The organism is Pedobacter sp. UYP30, assembly GCF_040547165.1.
Taxonomy (GTDB): Bacteria; Bacteroidota; Bacteroidia; order Sphingobacteriales; family Sphingobacteriaceae; genus Pedobacter.
This window is the reverse complement of record NZ_JBEPPD010000001.1, coordinates 294,428-308,899: the sequence shown is the minus strand read 5'-3', so window position 1 is coordinate 308,899 and position 14,472 is coordinate 294,428. Positions and strand designations below refer to the sequence as shown.

General features: G+C 38.3%; 10 protein-coding genes and 1 tRNA gene. 5 read left to right on the top strand and 6 right to left on the bottom strand.

Going from position 1 to position 14,472, the window contains the following annotated elements:
• The first annotated feature begins 107 nt into the window (after positions 1-107).
• A complete protein-coding gene (sucC, locus tag ABIB40_RS01385) occupies positions 108-1,301 on the top strand; it encodes an ADP-forming succinate--CoA ligase subunit beta (protein WP_354355181.1) in 1,194 nt (397 codons plus the stop codon).
• 738 nt (positions 1,302-2,039) lie between these two features.
• Here the strand turns inward: sucC and ABIB40_RS01380 are convergent.
• The 3 genes from ABIB40_RS01380 to ABIB40_RS01370 form a co-directional block, all read right to left on the bottom strand.
• Entirely contained in the window at positions 2,040-5,645 is a 3,606-nt protein-coding gene (locus tag ABIB40_RS01380; protein WP_354355179.1) for a BamA/TamA family outer membrane protein, read from the bottom strand.
• A gap of 31 nt (positions 5,646-5,676) precedes the next feature.
• Positions 5,677-6,561, bottom strand: coding sequence for an SdiA-regulated domain-containing protein (locus ABIB40_RS01375; RefSeq protein ID WP_354355177.1), 885 nt, complete (start codon positions 6,559-6,561; stop codon positions 5,677-5,679).
• 155 nt (positions 6,562-6,716) lie between these two features.
• Positions 6,717-7,961 carry a Pycsar system effector family protein gene (locus ABIB40_RS01370; protein WP_354355175.1) on the bottom strand — a complete coding sequence of 415 codons (1,245 nt, stop codon included), beginning with the start codon at positions 7,959-7,961 and terminating at the stop codon, positions 6,717-6,719.
• Between the two features lie 314 nt (positions 7,962-8,275).
• On the opposite strand from ABIB40_RS01370, the gene ABIB40_RS01365 reads away from it, so the two are divergent.
• The 4 genes from ABIB40_RS01365 (at position 8,276) to msrA (ending at position 11,718) form a co-directional block, all read left to right on the top strand.
• A tRNA-Ile gene (locus ABIB40_RS01365) sits at positions 8,276-8,349 on the top strand.
• Between the two features lie 480 nt (positions 8,350-8,829).
• Positions 8,830-10,812 (top strand): M1 family metallopeptidase, encoded by a 1,983-nt coding sequence (locus tag ABIB40_RS01360; RefSeq protein ID WP_354355173.1) that lies wholly within the window; start codon positions 8,830-8,832, stop codon positions 10,810-10,812.
• Positions 10,813-10,855: 43 nt separating this feature from the next.
• A complete protein-coding gene (gene msrB, locus ABIB40_RS01355; RefSeq protein ID WP_354355510.1) occupies positions 10,856-11,167 on the top strand; it encodes a peptide-methionine (R)-S-oxide reductase MsrB in 312 nt (103 codons plus the stop codon).
• Positions 11,168-11,226: 59 nt separating this feature from the next.
• A complete protein-coding gene (gene msrA, locus ABIB40_RS01350) occupies positions 11,227-11,718 on the top strand; it encodes a peptide-methionine (S)-S-oxide reductase MsrA (RefSeq protein WP_354355171.1) in 492 nt (163 codons plus the stop codon).
• Between the two features lie 459 nt (positions 11,719-12,177).
• Here msrA and ABIB40_RS01345 read toward each other — a convergent pair whose 3' ends face one another.
• From ABIB40_RS01345 to ABIB40_RS01335, 3 genes are all read right to left on the bottom strand, one after another.
• A complete protein-coding gene (locus tag ABIB40_RS01345; RefSeq protein WP_354355169.1) occupies positions 12,178-12,948 on the bottom strand; it encodes a flavodoxin family protein in 771 nt (256 codons plus the stop codon).
• A gap of 130 nt (positions 12,949-13,078) precedes the next feature.
• The gene (locus ABIB40_RS01340) at positions 13,079-14,299 is read right to left on the bottom strand and encodes a lactonase family protein (RefSeq protein WP_354355167.1); all 1,221 of its coding nucleotides are present in this window, start codon (positions 14,297-14,299) and stop codon (positions 13,079-13,081) included.
• Complete coding sequence (locus ABIB40_RS01335; protein WP_354355165.1) at positions 14,300-14,458, bottom strand: hypothetical protein; 159 nt, start codon at positions 14,456-14,458, stop codon at positions 14,300-14,302.
• Between the last annotated feature and the right edge of the window lie 14 nt (positions 14,459-14,472).

The window sequence follows — 14,472 nt, the reverse complement described above, 5'->3', positions numbered from 1 at the left end:
AAGAATGCATCTTTAAAACAAACGTTACCCCTCCTTTTGTGTAAAAAAACCGCGAATCTATTTGTTAAGAGGCTTTTGAAATTGTAGATTTGAGCAAATTTTAGCAAATGAACATTCACGAATATCAGGGTAAGCAAATTTTAAAAAGTTTCGGCGTAAAGATTCAAGAAGGAATCGTTGCCGATACACCAGAAAAGGCCGTTGAAGCTGCAAAGCAACTCAAAGAAGATTATAATTCTGATTGGGTTGTGATCAAGGCGCAAATTCATGCAGGTGGTCGCGGAAAAGGCGGCGGTGTTAAATTGGCGAAAAATTTAGAAGAAGTTAAACAAAGAGCTACCGACATTATCGGCATGCAGTTGGTTACTCCTCAAACCGGCCCTCAAGGAAAACTGGTAAGTAAGGTTTTGGTTGCTCAAGATGTTTATTATCCTGGAGCCTCTGCCACTAAAGAATTTTATGTAAGTGTACTTTTAGACCGTGCTAAAGGCCGTAACATTATCATGTACAGCACCGAAGGCGGAATGGATATTGAAGAAGTTGCCGAGCATACTCCTCATTTAATCTTTAAAGAAGAAATTGATCCAAAAGTTGGTTTGCAAGGTTTTCAATCTAGAAAAATTGCTTTCAACTTAGGACTTACGGGAGCCGCACATAAAGACATGGTAAAATTTATTACCTCTTTATACAAAGCTTATGACGCAACAGATTCTTCTATGTTTGAAATTAACCCTGTGTTAAAAACAAGCGATGATCAAGTGATTGCCGTTGATGCAAAAGTTAACCTAGATGAAAACGCTTTGTTCCGCCATCCAGATTATGCGGCCATGAGGGATGTTACAGAAGAAGATCCCATGGAAGTTGAAGCAAGCGCAAGCAACTTAAACTTTGTTAATTTAGATGGAAACGTTGGCTGTATGGTTAACGGCGCAGGTTTGGCTATGGCTACCATGGACATTATAAAGCTTGCCGGTGGCGAGCCTGCAAACTTTTTAGATGTAGGTGGAACAGCAAATGCTCAAACGGTTAAAGCAGCTTTTAACATCATTTTAAAAGATCCAAATGTTAAAGCAATTTTAATCAATATTTTTGGCGGTATTGTTCGTTGCGATCGTGTTGCGCAGGGTGTTATAGATGCTTATAGCGAAATTGGAGATATTCCTGTACCTATAATCTGTAGACTGCAAGGTACCAATGCGGAGGAAGCTAAGGCACTAATAGATAATTCTGGCCTTAAAGTATATTCTGCAATAGCATTAAAAGAAGCAGCAGACTTGGTTAGCAAGGTTTTAGCAGGCTAAAACTCAACTAGAAATAATAATATTATGGGCATTCCTTTGGCGGTTAAAGCTGAAAGAGTGCCCTTTTTAATGTTTAAACATTTTGCTCAACTTTGTCTTTATTAGAGGTAATAGCAACCCGAAGCGTGTTTATTTTGAGTTGTGTTGAGATGGTAAATTGCGTTCTAGCAGCTGCAGAGTATAGCAATTAAAAATGTAAACTAATCAGGGTTTAAATTTTACAATTTTATTGTTTATCTGAGACTTCTGACCAAAAAAACTTAGAAAAGCCATCATCTACTATTTTTTTAAGTTGTTAATTTTGAAGACAATTGCATCCTATCTCATTTCTCTCTGCGGTCTTCAAACTTCCCAAAATCGACCTCTAATTTACCAACGCTGTCCTATCCGGACGGGAGCCCTACTTTTTTCTTGACAAAAATTAGCAAAACCGAGCACTTCTGCGAGTTCATGAACGCATTTAATCAATATCCACTCGTGAATACATTCATGGCTGGCACCTCTTTAGTTAAAATTCGCCAAGCTGTTTAATATCGATGAGTCGAGGCCTTTCCTTTGCTTTTTCCTGCGCGCGGCTGCGAATCCTCTTCGCACGAGTAATCCGACAATTCTCTGCAAGCAGCTTCAGACGTTTTTTCCTCCAAACTGTTGCTAGGCCGATCCCACCGGGTTGGCTATGGCAATTTTATTTATCTAAATTTAAGCAGGGTTTAAATTTTTGCCCGCACAGCCGAAGCTTTAGTATCTAAACTTTAATCCTACGTAAGGATACCATCCTTCTGTTGAGTGCCCCATAACAAACCTAACCACTGTAAAAGAGGCCGGCGCAAAATATACGCCTCCACCAACACCATGGTGCCACACGTCAGATTCTTCTTCTTTTGCAAACACCCTGCCCACATCGTAAAATCCAATTACTCCAAATTGCCCCGGAAGTATATAATTTACCAAATTGCCAATTTTTGCCCTAAACTGTACGTTGTTGTAAAAACTATGTTGGCCAGCAAACCTATATTGTCTATAACCTAACAAATTGCCCTCACCACCTAAATATAAGTTTTGATAAAAGGCAGGTTTACCAAACGTTATTCCGCCGCCAAACCTATCGGCAATTACAAAGTGCTTTCCTTCATCCAAATTTTTATATAGGGAAATACTTCCTGTAAATTGACCGAAAGAGTGGCCATAATGGGTCAACTCTTTATATATAAGTAAGTTAAAATCTACGTAACTGCCAAGTGCAGGCAATAAGTCGTTGTCTCTGGTATCGTTAGAAAAATTTGCTTTTACCCCTGCAAAAACCTTGTCTTTTTCTATAGCGATACTATCTGGTGCATTCGTAAAGTTATTTTGGCTAATAAACTTATTAAGGTTATCTCCTTTATCATATCGATAATATTGAAACGATGGACCAACGCTAAAAGAAGATTTTGGCCTCCGCCACCTAAAGCTTTGATCAACTTGGTAGATGTTAAACCTTGTTCTGTAATAAGAAATGGGTTTTATGTCTCGATTATACTCCGTTTCATTTCCTAAACCAAAAAAATTCTGGGTATTGTCTGGAGCATACACATCCCCCTTTAAAATAACATCTGCTTTGCCCAATGCTTTTAACCATTCGCCTTTGTAGTTAAATTGAAACGCAGAAGTGGCAAAAGAATGCAAGAAAGATACCGTTTGTTTATTGCCCCAAGGTTGCTTTCTAAAACCTGGGTTTGTTTGCCAATACGTCAAACCCAATAGAACTCCATCATCTACGTTATAGCCTGGATTTATCGCTATGGAATTTCTACGATACATGTCTTTAGGAATGTAACTTACGTTAGCCGTATCGTTTGATAAAATTTTGCGAATATTGTTTTTTCCCGTTCCCAGATAAACATTCTTATCTTCTTTATCGTAAAGCCTTACGCTTGCATGGCTCTCCTCTATATTGTACACCTTTTTGTTCTTGCCACCTATAATGCGCAGAACTATGTTGGATGTTTTGTTGTTTAGCACAAGGCTATCCTTTCCGTCATGAAGATAAACCCTAATTTCTTTGGTTACGGCTGGATCAAACGTTCTATTAAAAAGCTCTTGTTCAACCTCATTCTTTTTAGAGATTTTGTTTATTTTAATGGTCAAGCCTTTATTTGGCGCATCATCAATATGAACAAGTTCATTTTTATCGGTTAATTCTATATCTACAATGCGGTTAAAAAAATTATAGTACTTATCCATCATTACAGGAAGATCTATAATTCGCTGCTTCATTTGAGCCAAAATTGTATCATGGTGCAAACCATATACTTCTTTTGGAAAGCGTTGCAGTGCTCTTTCTAAAACCTGATCATTGTAATTGGCGCAAAAGTCTTTAATAATCTTATCCCATTCGTCTTTACCAATGTTTGCCGTCAGCCGGCTGCTTATCTCTCTTCCCTCCCATAAAAACCAATCGATGTTCTTTATCTCTCGCTCATATCCCTGCATTTGGGGCAACAAAGAAGACCCCTGCGCAAAACGTTGTACAAAGCCATCTGACCTGAAAAACACCTGATCTCTATCTCTTGGAACCGGCGTATAATGCGAGTTGCCTTTATTTTTGGTCTCTTTCCAACGCCATTGGTCCTCATGTCTATCCCAATCGCCAAGCAACACATCTAGCGCACGTGCCCTTAACCAAGCTTTTCCATCAACGGAATTGTCATTGTCATCAGTCAACTTTTCATCCATGTTCGGCGAACTGTCTGATTCTCCCACGGGCTCTCGTTCTTCCAGCAAACAAAGCGTATTTACAAACCCTTTGGCAAACTCTCCAAGTCCTTTATCTGGCGATACCCAACCAATAATTGGGTTTGTATGAGGGATTTTTGAAGCTTCGGCCAATACCGGAACCACCAATGCAGAGTAAGGATTTTGTGCTGTTTGATTGTCTTGGATAATGTCTTTAGCAAAGGTTTCCCTTAATTGTGGCGGCAAAAGCACTTCTGGATACTTCTCTACGCTTCTCAATACCCATTCCTTCCCATTCGAATCTTCCAAACGTAAAGACTTCGACTGGTTTCCTCCACCTCTTTTTGTGGCATGTAAACCTCCCTTCAATTCAGAAACCCGCAATACTGGTACATTAACTTTCGTAGCAAATTCTTTGCGGTAGTTTTCGCCAAACAAAAACCGATGAAAACGGCCAACGCTGTCATATTTGGGTTTTAAGGCCACTAATATACTATCTTGAGTAATCGGTTTAACGGGAGCAATTGCCTTGATTTTAATGGTTTCGAATTTTTTGGTATAACTAAATACCTTTTTTGCCGCGCTGTCTGCATAGATGTAATACTCGTAACGCATATCGTTATTTTTAAGTTGATCTGCAACCACAAAGCCTTGCTGTGTTTCATTAAAAAGAGAATATTTTCCGCCGCGTGTCGACGAGACTTTAGCGCCCGACCCACTCACAATTTGTAACTGTTTATTTTTTATTAGCTGCAAACCGTGTTCATGCCCAGCTGCATAAGTAACATTTGGATAATCTCCAAAAACGCCTTCTACTTGTTTAACCATGTCTTTGTAGAGCGGATGATTTAAATCTTCTGGACTTAAAAAAGTGGTTCTCAAAATTGGGTAAAGCGAGCCGACTATGGGTAAAGGAATATATAAGCTATTCGAAAAAGAAGTGAGCGGAAAAATATTATCTCGTAGACTAAAAAATCCGCCATGCGGGCCATAGCTTTGAAAAGGATGATGGGAAACCAAAATAATCTGCTTCCCTTTGTTAGCAGCAAGCAAATCTTCCATCTTTACAATTACGTCTTGCTTAGTTCTACAATCGCACTCGCCTTTTTGGTTTTGTTTATTGTACGGAAAAAGCCACCATTCGCTATCGTATGCAATGATGGTAAGTTTATCTGTTAAATTAATGGCTACCGGATCCGGACAACCATTTGTGGGCAAGAGTTTTAAGAGTGAATCTTTCTGCGCATAAATAAAATCGCTTTGGGCTTTAATTTTGGCAAGTCCATTTGGCCCAGATTGATCCCAGTCGTGGTTTCCAGGAACGAAATAAACTGCCGCACCAGCCTCTCGCATAGGCGAAAACTGAGATTTTATGATTTTTTCTGTCTCTGCTCTGTTTGCATCTCCAGGTATTGCCATCCCGTTAGGATATATATTATCGCCAAGATAAACAACAGTGGTTTTGCCGTCAATTACTTTTTCGGCTGCATATTTTAAATCGTGTTGCTGTATGGAGTTCATTTCTCCAGCATCGCCTATAAGAATAATCCTATACTTAACGCCTTCCTGAGCATAAACCCTACAGAAAAAACTAATAAAAAGAAGAACTAGCGTAATTTTTTTTACCATATATGTTTTGATTGAATGTTTTTTTTTAGCGTTAAGGATGATATTTGAACATTAAAATGTTTCCCGCAGCAAGCTTTCCGCCTTCGTTAGAAATATACAAATTATTGTTGCTATCTAAAGCGATGCCTTCTGGCTGATTAAAAATATTGCCATTTAACTTATACGTTGCTTTGACTTTGAAATTTGCATCGGTAACGGTTAACTGTTTGTTTACAGAACTTAGCACGAACCACTCCTCGGTCTTCTGATTAAAAACCAAAGCCGACGGGCGATAACGGCTTTTCTTACTGCCATCTAATTCCTCGATTTCTTTATGCGAAATTTTGAAAATAGACTTAGGTTCTAATTCGTTCTTACCATTAAGATGGAAAGAATAAACTGTAGATGCTTTTTCTTTGCTATCGGCTTTGCTGTCTTTTGTTAAAATGTACACCATTTTGCTTTTTTCTATGGACGCAATACCTTCATACTCTGCCTTTGGAACAAGGTCTTTAATTTTCTTTACATCTTTTACTTCTGCACCATTTATTGCAGATAATGGAAACTGATGCAATTCTCCGTTGCTTTTTAAAACAATTACCTGGTTGTTAACGATGGTTAAATCTTCGTAATCGCCATGGCCACCAAACTTTAGCGCTTTCGGGGTTTTATCATTTAAATTAAACTGAAATAATTCACCGTCCTCGTCTTGTATGGCATAAATTTCCTTAGCATCGCCTTTATTAAACGCAATTCCAGAAATTTCGAACAGCGTTTGCGCCATGTTAAATTTCACTGGTTTACTCAGGTCATAGCTCTTCATTGCGTTTGCTTCTAAGGTCGCTGATTTTTCTTTAGCGGCATTTACGCAAGAAAGCGTTAGAAATGCTATGGAAACTGCACTTAACGTATAAAACACTATTTTTTTTAAGGACATATTTAAGTGGATCATATCTAATTTTATTTGGTGAAATATTTTTGAAAATCAACAATATTTTTCAACTTTTGTTTACAATACGAGCTGTCTGTGTATGTTTTAGTTGATGGTATTCGTTAAGTTGAGTAAAATAATTTCTGCATTGACCGAGGTATCTAAATTTTTCCGTACCAGAAATAGGTAATTACAAAACAAAGTACCGAGACAATAAGGCCATACATAAAAACATTGTAGGCCAAGCGAATTAACTTGTACTTTTTTCCAAGTACTACACCTTGAGAGTACACATCTGTAATGAGTGTACCATATAAAAAGTCCAAATCGTTCATTACGTCTATCATTCCTTCCCTATATCGTTGTAAACTCATCTTATAAAAATTGCCAAAAAAGATGAGGTTAACCTTCTTAGTATCGAGTTGTTCTTGTGTAAAAGTGCCCGCAGGTATGGTTGGCCGAGTAGAAAGAATAGATATTACCACACAGGTAAGGCAAACAAAGAGCAACAGAAAAGTTGGCACTACTAAAAAAGTGTTGTTATCTAAGCGTCTTAAAACCAAACTGACAATTAGGGAGAGCATGATAGAATTTACCGTAATAAGAATATGCGCTTTGTTATCGGCCATATCGCTTAGGCGTTGATTATTGGTAGAAGTGATTCTAAACAACGTTTCCACGCCTTTTGCAACGCCCTTCTTTTTGCTCTGCTCTATATTTTGTACATCAAATATTTTTGGTGGCGACTTTTCATTTTCAGAAGACTCTTCGTTTACAACTTCTAATGGTTTATCCTCTTTTTTTGAATGTTTAGCTGCAACTTTCTTTTCAAGTTTATCTAAATTTTTTTGCTTTTGCCGCTGCAATAGTTTCTTCACATAACCGGTATGGAAATGGTGGCTTTGTAAAAAAGCAATGTCTTTTTCTCGCCACTCTTTTTTGCTCAAATTTAAATTTACAAGCTGAGCAACCTCCGCATGTATTTTTTTTGATTTTTCTGCAAAATCTTTCAACCCTAAATGAAACAGGTCTGCATCGCACAACATTTCCTCTAAATTTGTGTGCGGTGCTTGTGGCATTTTTGTGCTGTTAATTAGCGCTTGCACCTGGGCAATCATTTCTAGCGGAACTTTTTTTTCAGTCAAAAAGTCTTTTGCCATTCTTGCGCCAATTTCCTCGTGGGTTTTTGGGTCATCGAAATAACCAATGTCATGAAAATAAGCCGCAGTAACCAGCATAAACATATCTTGTTCTTTTAACTGGTGGTGACTGCCAATTTGCGTTGCTGCATTAACAACGTTTTCTGTATGACCAAAATCATGGTAGGTCAATTTTGGGTCGTTATGTGTTTCGTAATAATTGGTTACGTATATTTTTACCTCGTGCAATAGCTGGTTATAATCCATGTAGGGTTGTTGTTAAAAATATTTGGCTGGGCATTACAATTAAAGAGCTTTTTTTCAATGCTAAAATACGTTAAAAATATTTTTGTTTTAGGGCGACAAGGAATTAAAAACTCAAAACCTGAAGGAAAAATTTAATAGTTGTTGCTTTGGGTCGTCTAAAACACAGCCTAAAGCAATAATAAGAGAGATGCGCAAGAAGTCTAATTCCTTGAAAATGAGTTTCAAGAGGATTCTATTTATTTTTAATTGAGAATTTTTTTCAATTATCGGGCACAATTTCGTAACATTGCAATCGCAAAAAACAATGTTTTGCAGGGCCTATAGCTCAGTTGGTTAGAGTAGAAGACTCATAATCTTTTGGTCCCTGGTTCGAGCCCAGGTGGGCCCACAAAAAAACCGCTTCAAATTTTGGAGCGGTTTTTTTAATTATTGATTTTGAGCTTTGATCAACTTAAAGCCCAAAACTCGATTTGTTACGAGTCATTTACGAGGTTTTTTGAGCCGTATTTAATGCAAGGGTGGTTCTTAATAATAAAATTTTTTCTGTTTTCTCGGTTCCAACTCGATTTTGAACGATAATGTTATAGCATACTTTCTACATTAATAGCACATCGAACAATCGAGATACGCTTGTCATTCTGAGCTTCTATGTTCCTTTTGGGAATACCACATTAAGCGTAAAATGTTTTCTAAGCATGGCAGACGCTAGCAAAATATTTTGCAAATCAAGAACTAGTCTTTAGTTTTGCTGTAGGCGACTTTGACACCTAATTTTTCGCGAAATAGTTTCCTAAATTTCGCTTACTTTAGCGATCGAAATGCCAGCTTCTGGCTAAATAACAAACTCGAATTTGCCAACTCACGCCACATGAACCTCAAAAAAATCACTCTATCAGCGTTTTTACTTTCAACTTGCTTTTCTTTATCGGCACAAACCACAAAAGAAAAATCTGTTTATAATCCATTGAAACTGTTTGCGCAAAATGCGTATACAAAAAACGGGAACGAGTTTCGAGCAGCAAATGGCAGTCCTGGCGACAAGTATTGGCAGAATCGGGCAGATTATGTGCTACATGCAAGCATAGATACCCTTCAAAATTCCCTAACTGGTACAGAAACCATTCATTATACCAACAACAGTCCGACAGACCTTTCTTCGCTCTGGTTAGAAATAGATCAAAATAACTACCGCAACGATGCACGGTCTAATTTTTATTTGAAATCTTCAAAAAATTCGGTTTCTACAGAAAATCAACATACCGATGGATATAAATTCGCAAGCATCAGCCTAACCTATAAAGGAAAAAAATTTAAAGCCAACTATGTTGTTAATGATACGCGGATGCAGATTCGCTTACCAGAAGTTCTTTCATCAAAAGGAAAAATAGACATTCATATTGATTACAGCTATGAAATTCCCGGGTCATTTGGGGGTAGGACAGATTTCTTCGAAACCAAAAATGGAAAAATCTATGAAATAGCGCAATGGTATCCGCGGATGTGCGTTTACGACGATTTGCATGGATGGGATACGCTCCCATTTTTAGGCAGCGGCGAATTTTATTGTGAGTATGGCGATTTCGATTATACCGTTACCGTGCCTTCGGGAATGATTGTTGCGGGAAGCGGTGAGTTACAAAATGAAAAAGAAGTACTTTCTTCGGAACAATTTACGCGTTTTTCTAAGGCCAAGCAAAGCGATAAAACCGTTATGATTCGCTCGGCGGAGGATGTGGTTAAAGAAAATAGCAACCAAAATAAAGGAACCAAAGACTGGCATTTTAAAATGTTTAATACACGCGATGTGGCTTTTGGCGCATCAAAAGCCTACATGTGGGATGCCGCGAAAGTGAATTTGCCAGAAGGTAAAACTGCACTCGCCATGTCAGTTTATCCGGTGGAAAGTTTTGGATTGGAAGCTTGGAGTAGGGCAACGGAGTATTTGAAAAAATCGATGGAATATTTCTCTGAAAAATGGTTCGTCTATCCCTACCCTGTTGCCATAAACGAAGCCGGTATTGCAGGTGGAATGGAATACCCAGGCATCGTTTTTGACGGTTGGAAAGCCAAAGGCGATGAACTGTATTGGGTTACCGCCCACGAGATTGGCCACAATTGGTTCCCAATGATTGTTGGCAGCAACGAACGGCGCTATGCATTTATGGATGAAGGTTTTAACACCTTTATAGATATTTATGCGGCAGATGAGTTTAACAAAGGAGAGTATGCGCCAAAAAGAGATGGAGAGTACGCCCCAGAAAAAGGAAACCCGGCCGACGAGATTATTCCATTGCTGAAAGATCAAGATGCACCCAACATGATGGCGAGGGCTGATATGCTTACGGAGCAATATCGTCATCCATTGGTGTATTTTAAGCCTGCTTTTGGTTTGGTGTTGCTGCGCGAAGAGATATTAGGAAAAGACCGTTTCGACTATGCTTTTAAAAAATACATAGAGCGTTGGGCTTATAAACATCCTTCGCCCGATGATTTCTTTAGAACGATGGAAAGTGAAGGAGGCGAAGATCTTTCTTGGTTTTGGAAAGAATGGTTTTATAATAACTGGGAATTTGATGTGGCCGTACAGTCTGTTGTTTACACCAACAACGATGCTAAAAAAGGTATCGACATAACTTTGGTAAATCTGCAAAAAATGGCTTTACCACTTACTCTTCAGGTTACTTTAAAAGACGGAAGCAAAAAATTGATAAAGTTGCCAGTTGAAACCTGGATGCAGAGCAGCGTGCAAACCATTCATTTAGCAACCACACAATCAATTCAGTCTGTAACAGTGGATCCCAATCAAAAATTACCAGACAGTAATAGAAAAAACAATGTTTGGAAGGATTGATTTTTTTAAATGAGATGTTTAGGTTACCTTCAATTTTTGATAAATTGCCGGTTCGGGAGGGTTTTGCCGTGCGCACGATGCTGGACAATACAATTGTATCTGTTGCGATACACCATTGTTCGATTCGACCATTAAGTTTAACTCAGGTACAGGATGGCCGAGTTTCACAGCGCCTATCAAACAAAATGCAATTAAATACCAAAACGATAATGCTTTTGGAATGACGCGTGTAGAAGTGATGTGCAATGTTTGCTATACCCATCGGGAACACGTTTTTCCTGATGGACCCGCACCCAGTGGATTGCGTTACTGTATTAATTCAGAATCAATTAATCTTGTAAAAGAAAACTTGTAGCAATTATTAGTGTTTCACTAATAAAATAAGTTGGGCTCAACACATAAAATAAAAAAAATATGGAAAACTATAAAAAAGCATATATAGCTGGTGGTTGTTTCTGGGGAATGGAAGATTTATTTATGGTGCGGCCTGGAATAATCGATACCGAGGTAGGCTACATTGGTGGCGAAAACGAAAACCCAACTTATCGAAATCATCCTGGCCATGCAGAAGGAATTGAATTAACGTACGATCCCTCAAAAACAAATTTCAAAGAAATTCTCGATTATTTTTATAGAATTCATGACCCATCAACAGTCGACAGACAGGGCAATGATAGAGGAGCTAGTTACCGCTCAGCAATTTTCATTCAAGATGAAGAAGAAGAAAAAGTGGCTGAAGAGGTTATCCAAATCGTTAATAATTCCAAAAGATGGAGCGGAAAAGTCGTTACGACATTGGAACCTATTGCAAAATTTTGGCCAGCAGAACCTGAACATCAGGATTATTTACTTAGAATTCCGAATGGATATACCTGCCATTTTGAGCGATTCGGAACGTTTTTATAAATAAACCAAAAAAATTGATGATGCATGTATCTTTTTAAGGCTGCTTAACTTCAGGGCGCCTGCTTTAAAAGATTGTGCCGAGCCTTTTGATTACAACCTCTGCTCAAAATATTTTGATTTTAAGCAGAGGTTGTAACAAGATGATAAAGAGCCCACTAGAGATGTTGAATATTGTTAAGCAAGATGGGCATCTCTCTTTTTCGTGATAACAAGAGACAAAACCGAGCATTTTATGCGGGCAAATGAACCAGTTTTATTTCGCTAATTTTTGCATCGCTATCTTTAATGTCAATAAATGACTACGAGGCAGAGCTATCGGGGTATTGGTGGCAGAGAGTCTATTGTTAGCCTTATGAAAAAACTTCGTTTTCAAACTTTCAGCTTTGACCACCGAAGCAGAGCTTCGAGGTATTATTTGAACAAATTTATTGTCGATACTGAGCAGCACACAACGTTAGCTTAAGTCTGTTGTTTTTTATTTTCGTTCTTTTTTCCTTGTCTATATTCTGGGTTTTCGAATCCCCAGCGTTCGCCACTATCCCAGTCTTTCCTAGAGTTGCCATATTTTGGATAGCCTTTGTTTGCTTTCAGCATGGCAGCCAAATGAAGTAAATTGTAAGTCATAAATGTGGTGTTTCTATTGGTAAAATCACTTTCAAAACCGACTGGCTTTTTAAGCTTTTTACCTTTCCATTCCTCATCGCCATAACTTGGACCAGGCCCAACTTCTCCAATCCATCCAGAATCTGCTTGGGGCGGAACGGAATAACCAATATGTTGCAGCGCATATAATAAACCCATTGCACAATGCTTTATTCCATCCTCATTTCCAGTAATAATGCACCCTCCTACCTTACCATAAAAAATATATTGTCCCTTATCGTTAGTTTCGCCACTCATTGCATAAAGTCTTTCAATTAACTTTTGAGCGACAGAAGATTTCTCGCCGAGCCAAATTGGGGTACCTATAATAATTATATCTGCCTTTATAATTCTCTTAAATAAATCTGGCCACTCATCCGCTTCCCAGCCATATTTCTTCATATCTGGATATATTCCAGTAGCCACCTCATGATCGATAAAACGAATCTCCTCAGTTTTAACTTTTTCTTTAAGCATAATCGCTTTGGAAACCTGCATTAGCAAATCTGTGTGACTAGTTTCTGGCGATTTTTTTAAAGTACAATTTATGTAGACTACACTTAAATTGCTAAAATTTATATTTTTCATCTTTTGTCTTGTTAATTGAGCCGAAACTCTTTACTACGGTAAAAGTTAAATGGCCAACAGTTAAAAAAACAGGATATTCCTTATAGATCGGAATATCCTGCAAAACAATCAAAACACATTAAAAAACGAACTATGGAATATCATAACCTACTAAACCCAAAAAGTTATACTTTCCTGCAATACCTGCGCCATCTGCGGTAGTAGAAAGAATGTACTGTTTTTTATAGGTAAATCCATCGCTATCTATATTGAATAGATTAATCGAAAAAGATTGAAGTGCGCCCGTATTGTATAAATATTTATTATCTGGCGATATCCAAACTTCTTTAGAATCGCCTCCTTTTGGTGCAAGATCGCCCCTAACCTGGGTGGATGAATAACTCAAGTTTGTGCCATTCACATTGAATGCAGAAACAAGGCTTGTTTGAAAACTCGACACGTAAAGTTTGTCGCCTGCCGGATTTAAAGTTGTCCAGCATGATTCATTAATGCCCAAATTAGGTGTAGAACTAAAATTAGCCGTTTTTGTAACCGATGAGCCTCCATCAGTTAAAACGGTAACGCTATTATCCATTTTGGAAGGAATGACGTTAAAATTTGAAACGAACAATGTAGTATTTTTATTTTTAGCCCAGCTAAAACCTATTGTACCGGCAATACCCGCTTCTTCAAAATACCTGCCTCCGCTCACATTTCCGTTAGCAAAATCATATACATACACCCGACTTGGATGCTGTTCATTAAGCGAAGTAACTTTAGTGCCAAAATGGGCAATGCCCCATGTGGCTACAGCTAATTTAGTACCATCATCACTAAAGCTAACCGTGGTTGGTCCTCCATTTTCGCGATCGTACTTATCTAATTGTTTTACACTTGTAAGTGCCCCTGTACTGGCATTAAATGTAAAAAGTTGGATGTTTCTTTCATTGTCGGTAGCATCGGGCAAAGTAAGATCTTGCATAAAGAAAGCATTGTTGGGATAGCGTTCTATCGCCGCACCATCTTTTTGCACCTTTGGATTGTTCCATTGATTGCCCACTACTAACCAATACTCATCTGCACTGCCATTTTTCTTTGTATAGCCAATACTTACCGGTCTTGTACCTCCAGAACCCACCTTATTTTTAAAGGTTAAGTCGCCTGTCTTTTTATCTAGCCCAAAAACTGAGACATCATTACCGCCTGCATTTACGGCAAGTAAATAATTTCCTATAATCTGCACACCACCTTGGGCATCAAAATCGCCATGGGCATCGCCACCAGCGCCCACATTTGCGCCACCTAAACTGTTGGTGCTGAAAGCTTTTTCATCGCTAAGGGTTCCATTTGCATGGCGAGAAAATCTAACCACTTAGTTGGTACCCTCTCCATTTGTAGTGGTGTAGAGAAAACCAGAGACATCGTTGTCGGTACTACCGTGTTGCCGATCTTTCTTGCAGCTGTTTAATACCAGCATACTGCTTATAGCAACCGTGCATATTAGTGTAAACTTACTTTTTAAAGGCTTCATAATTTATTTTTATT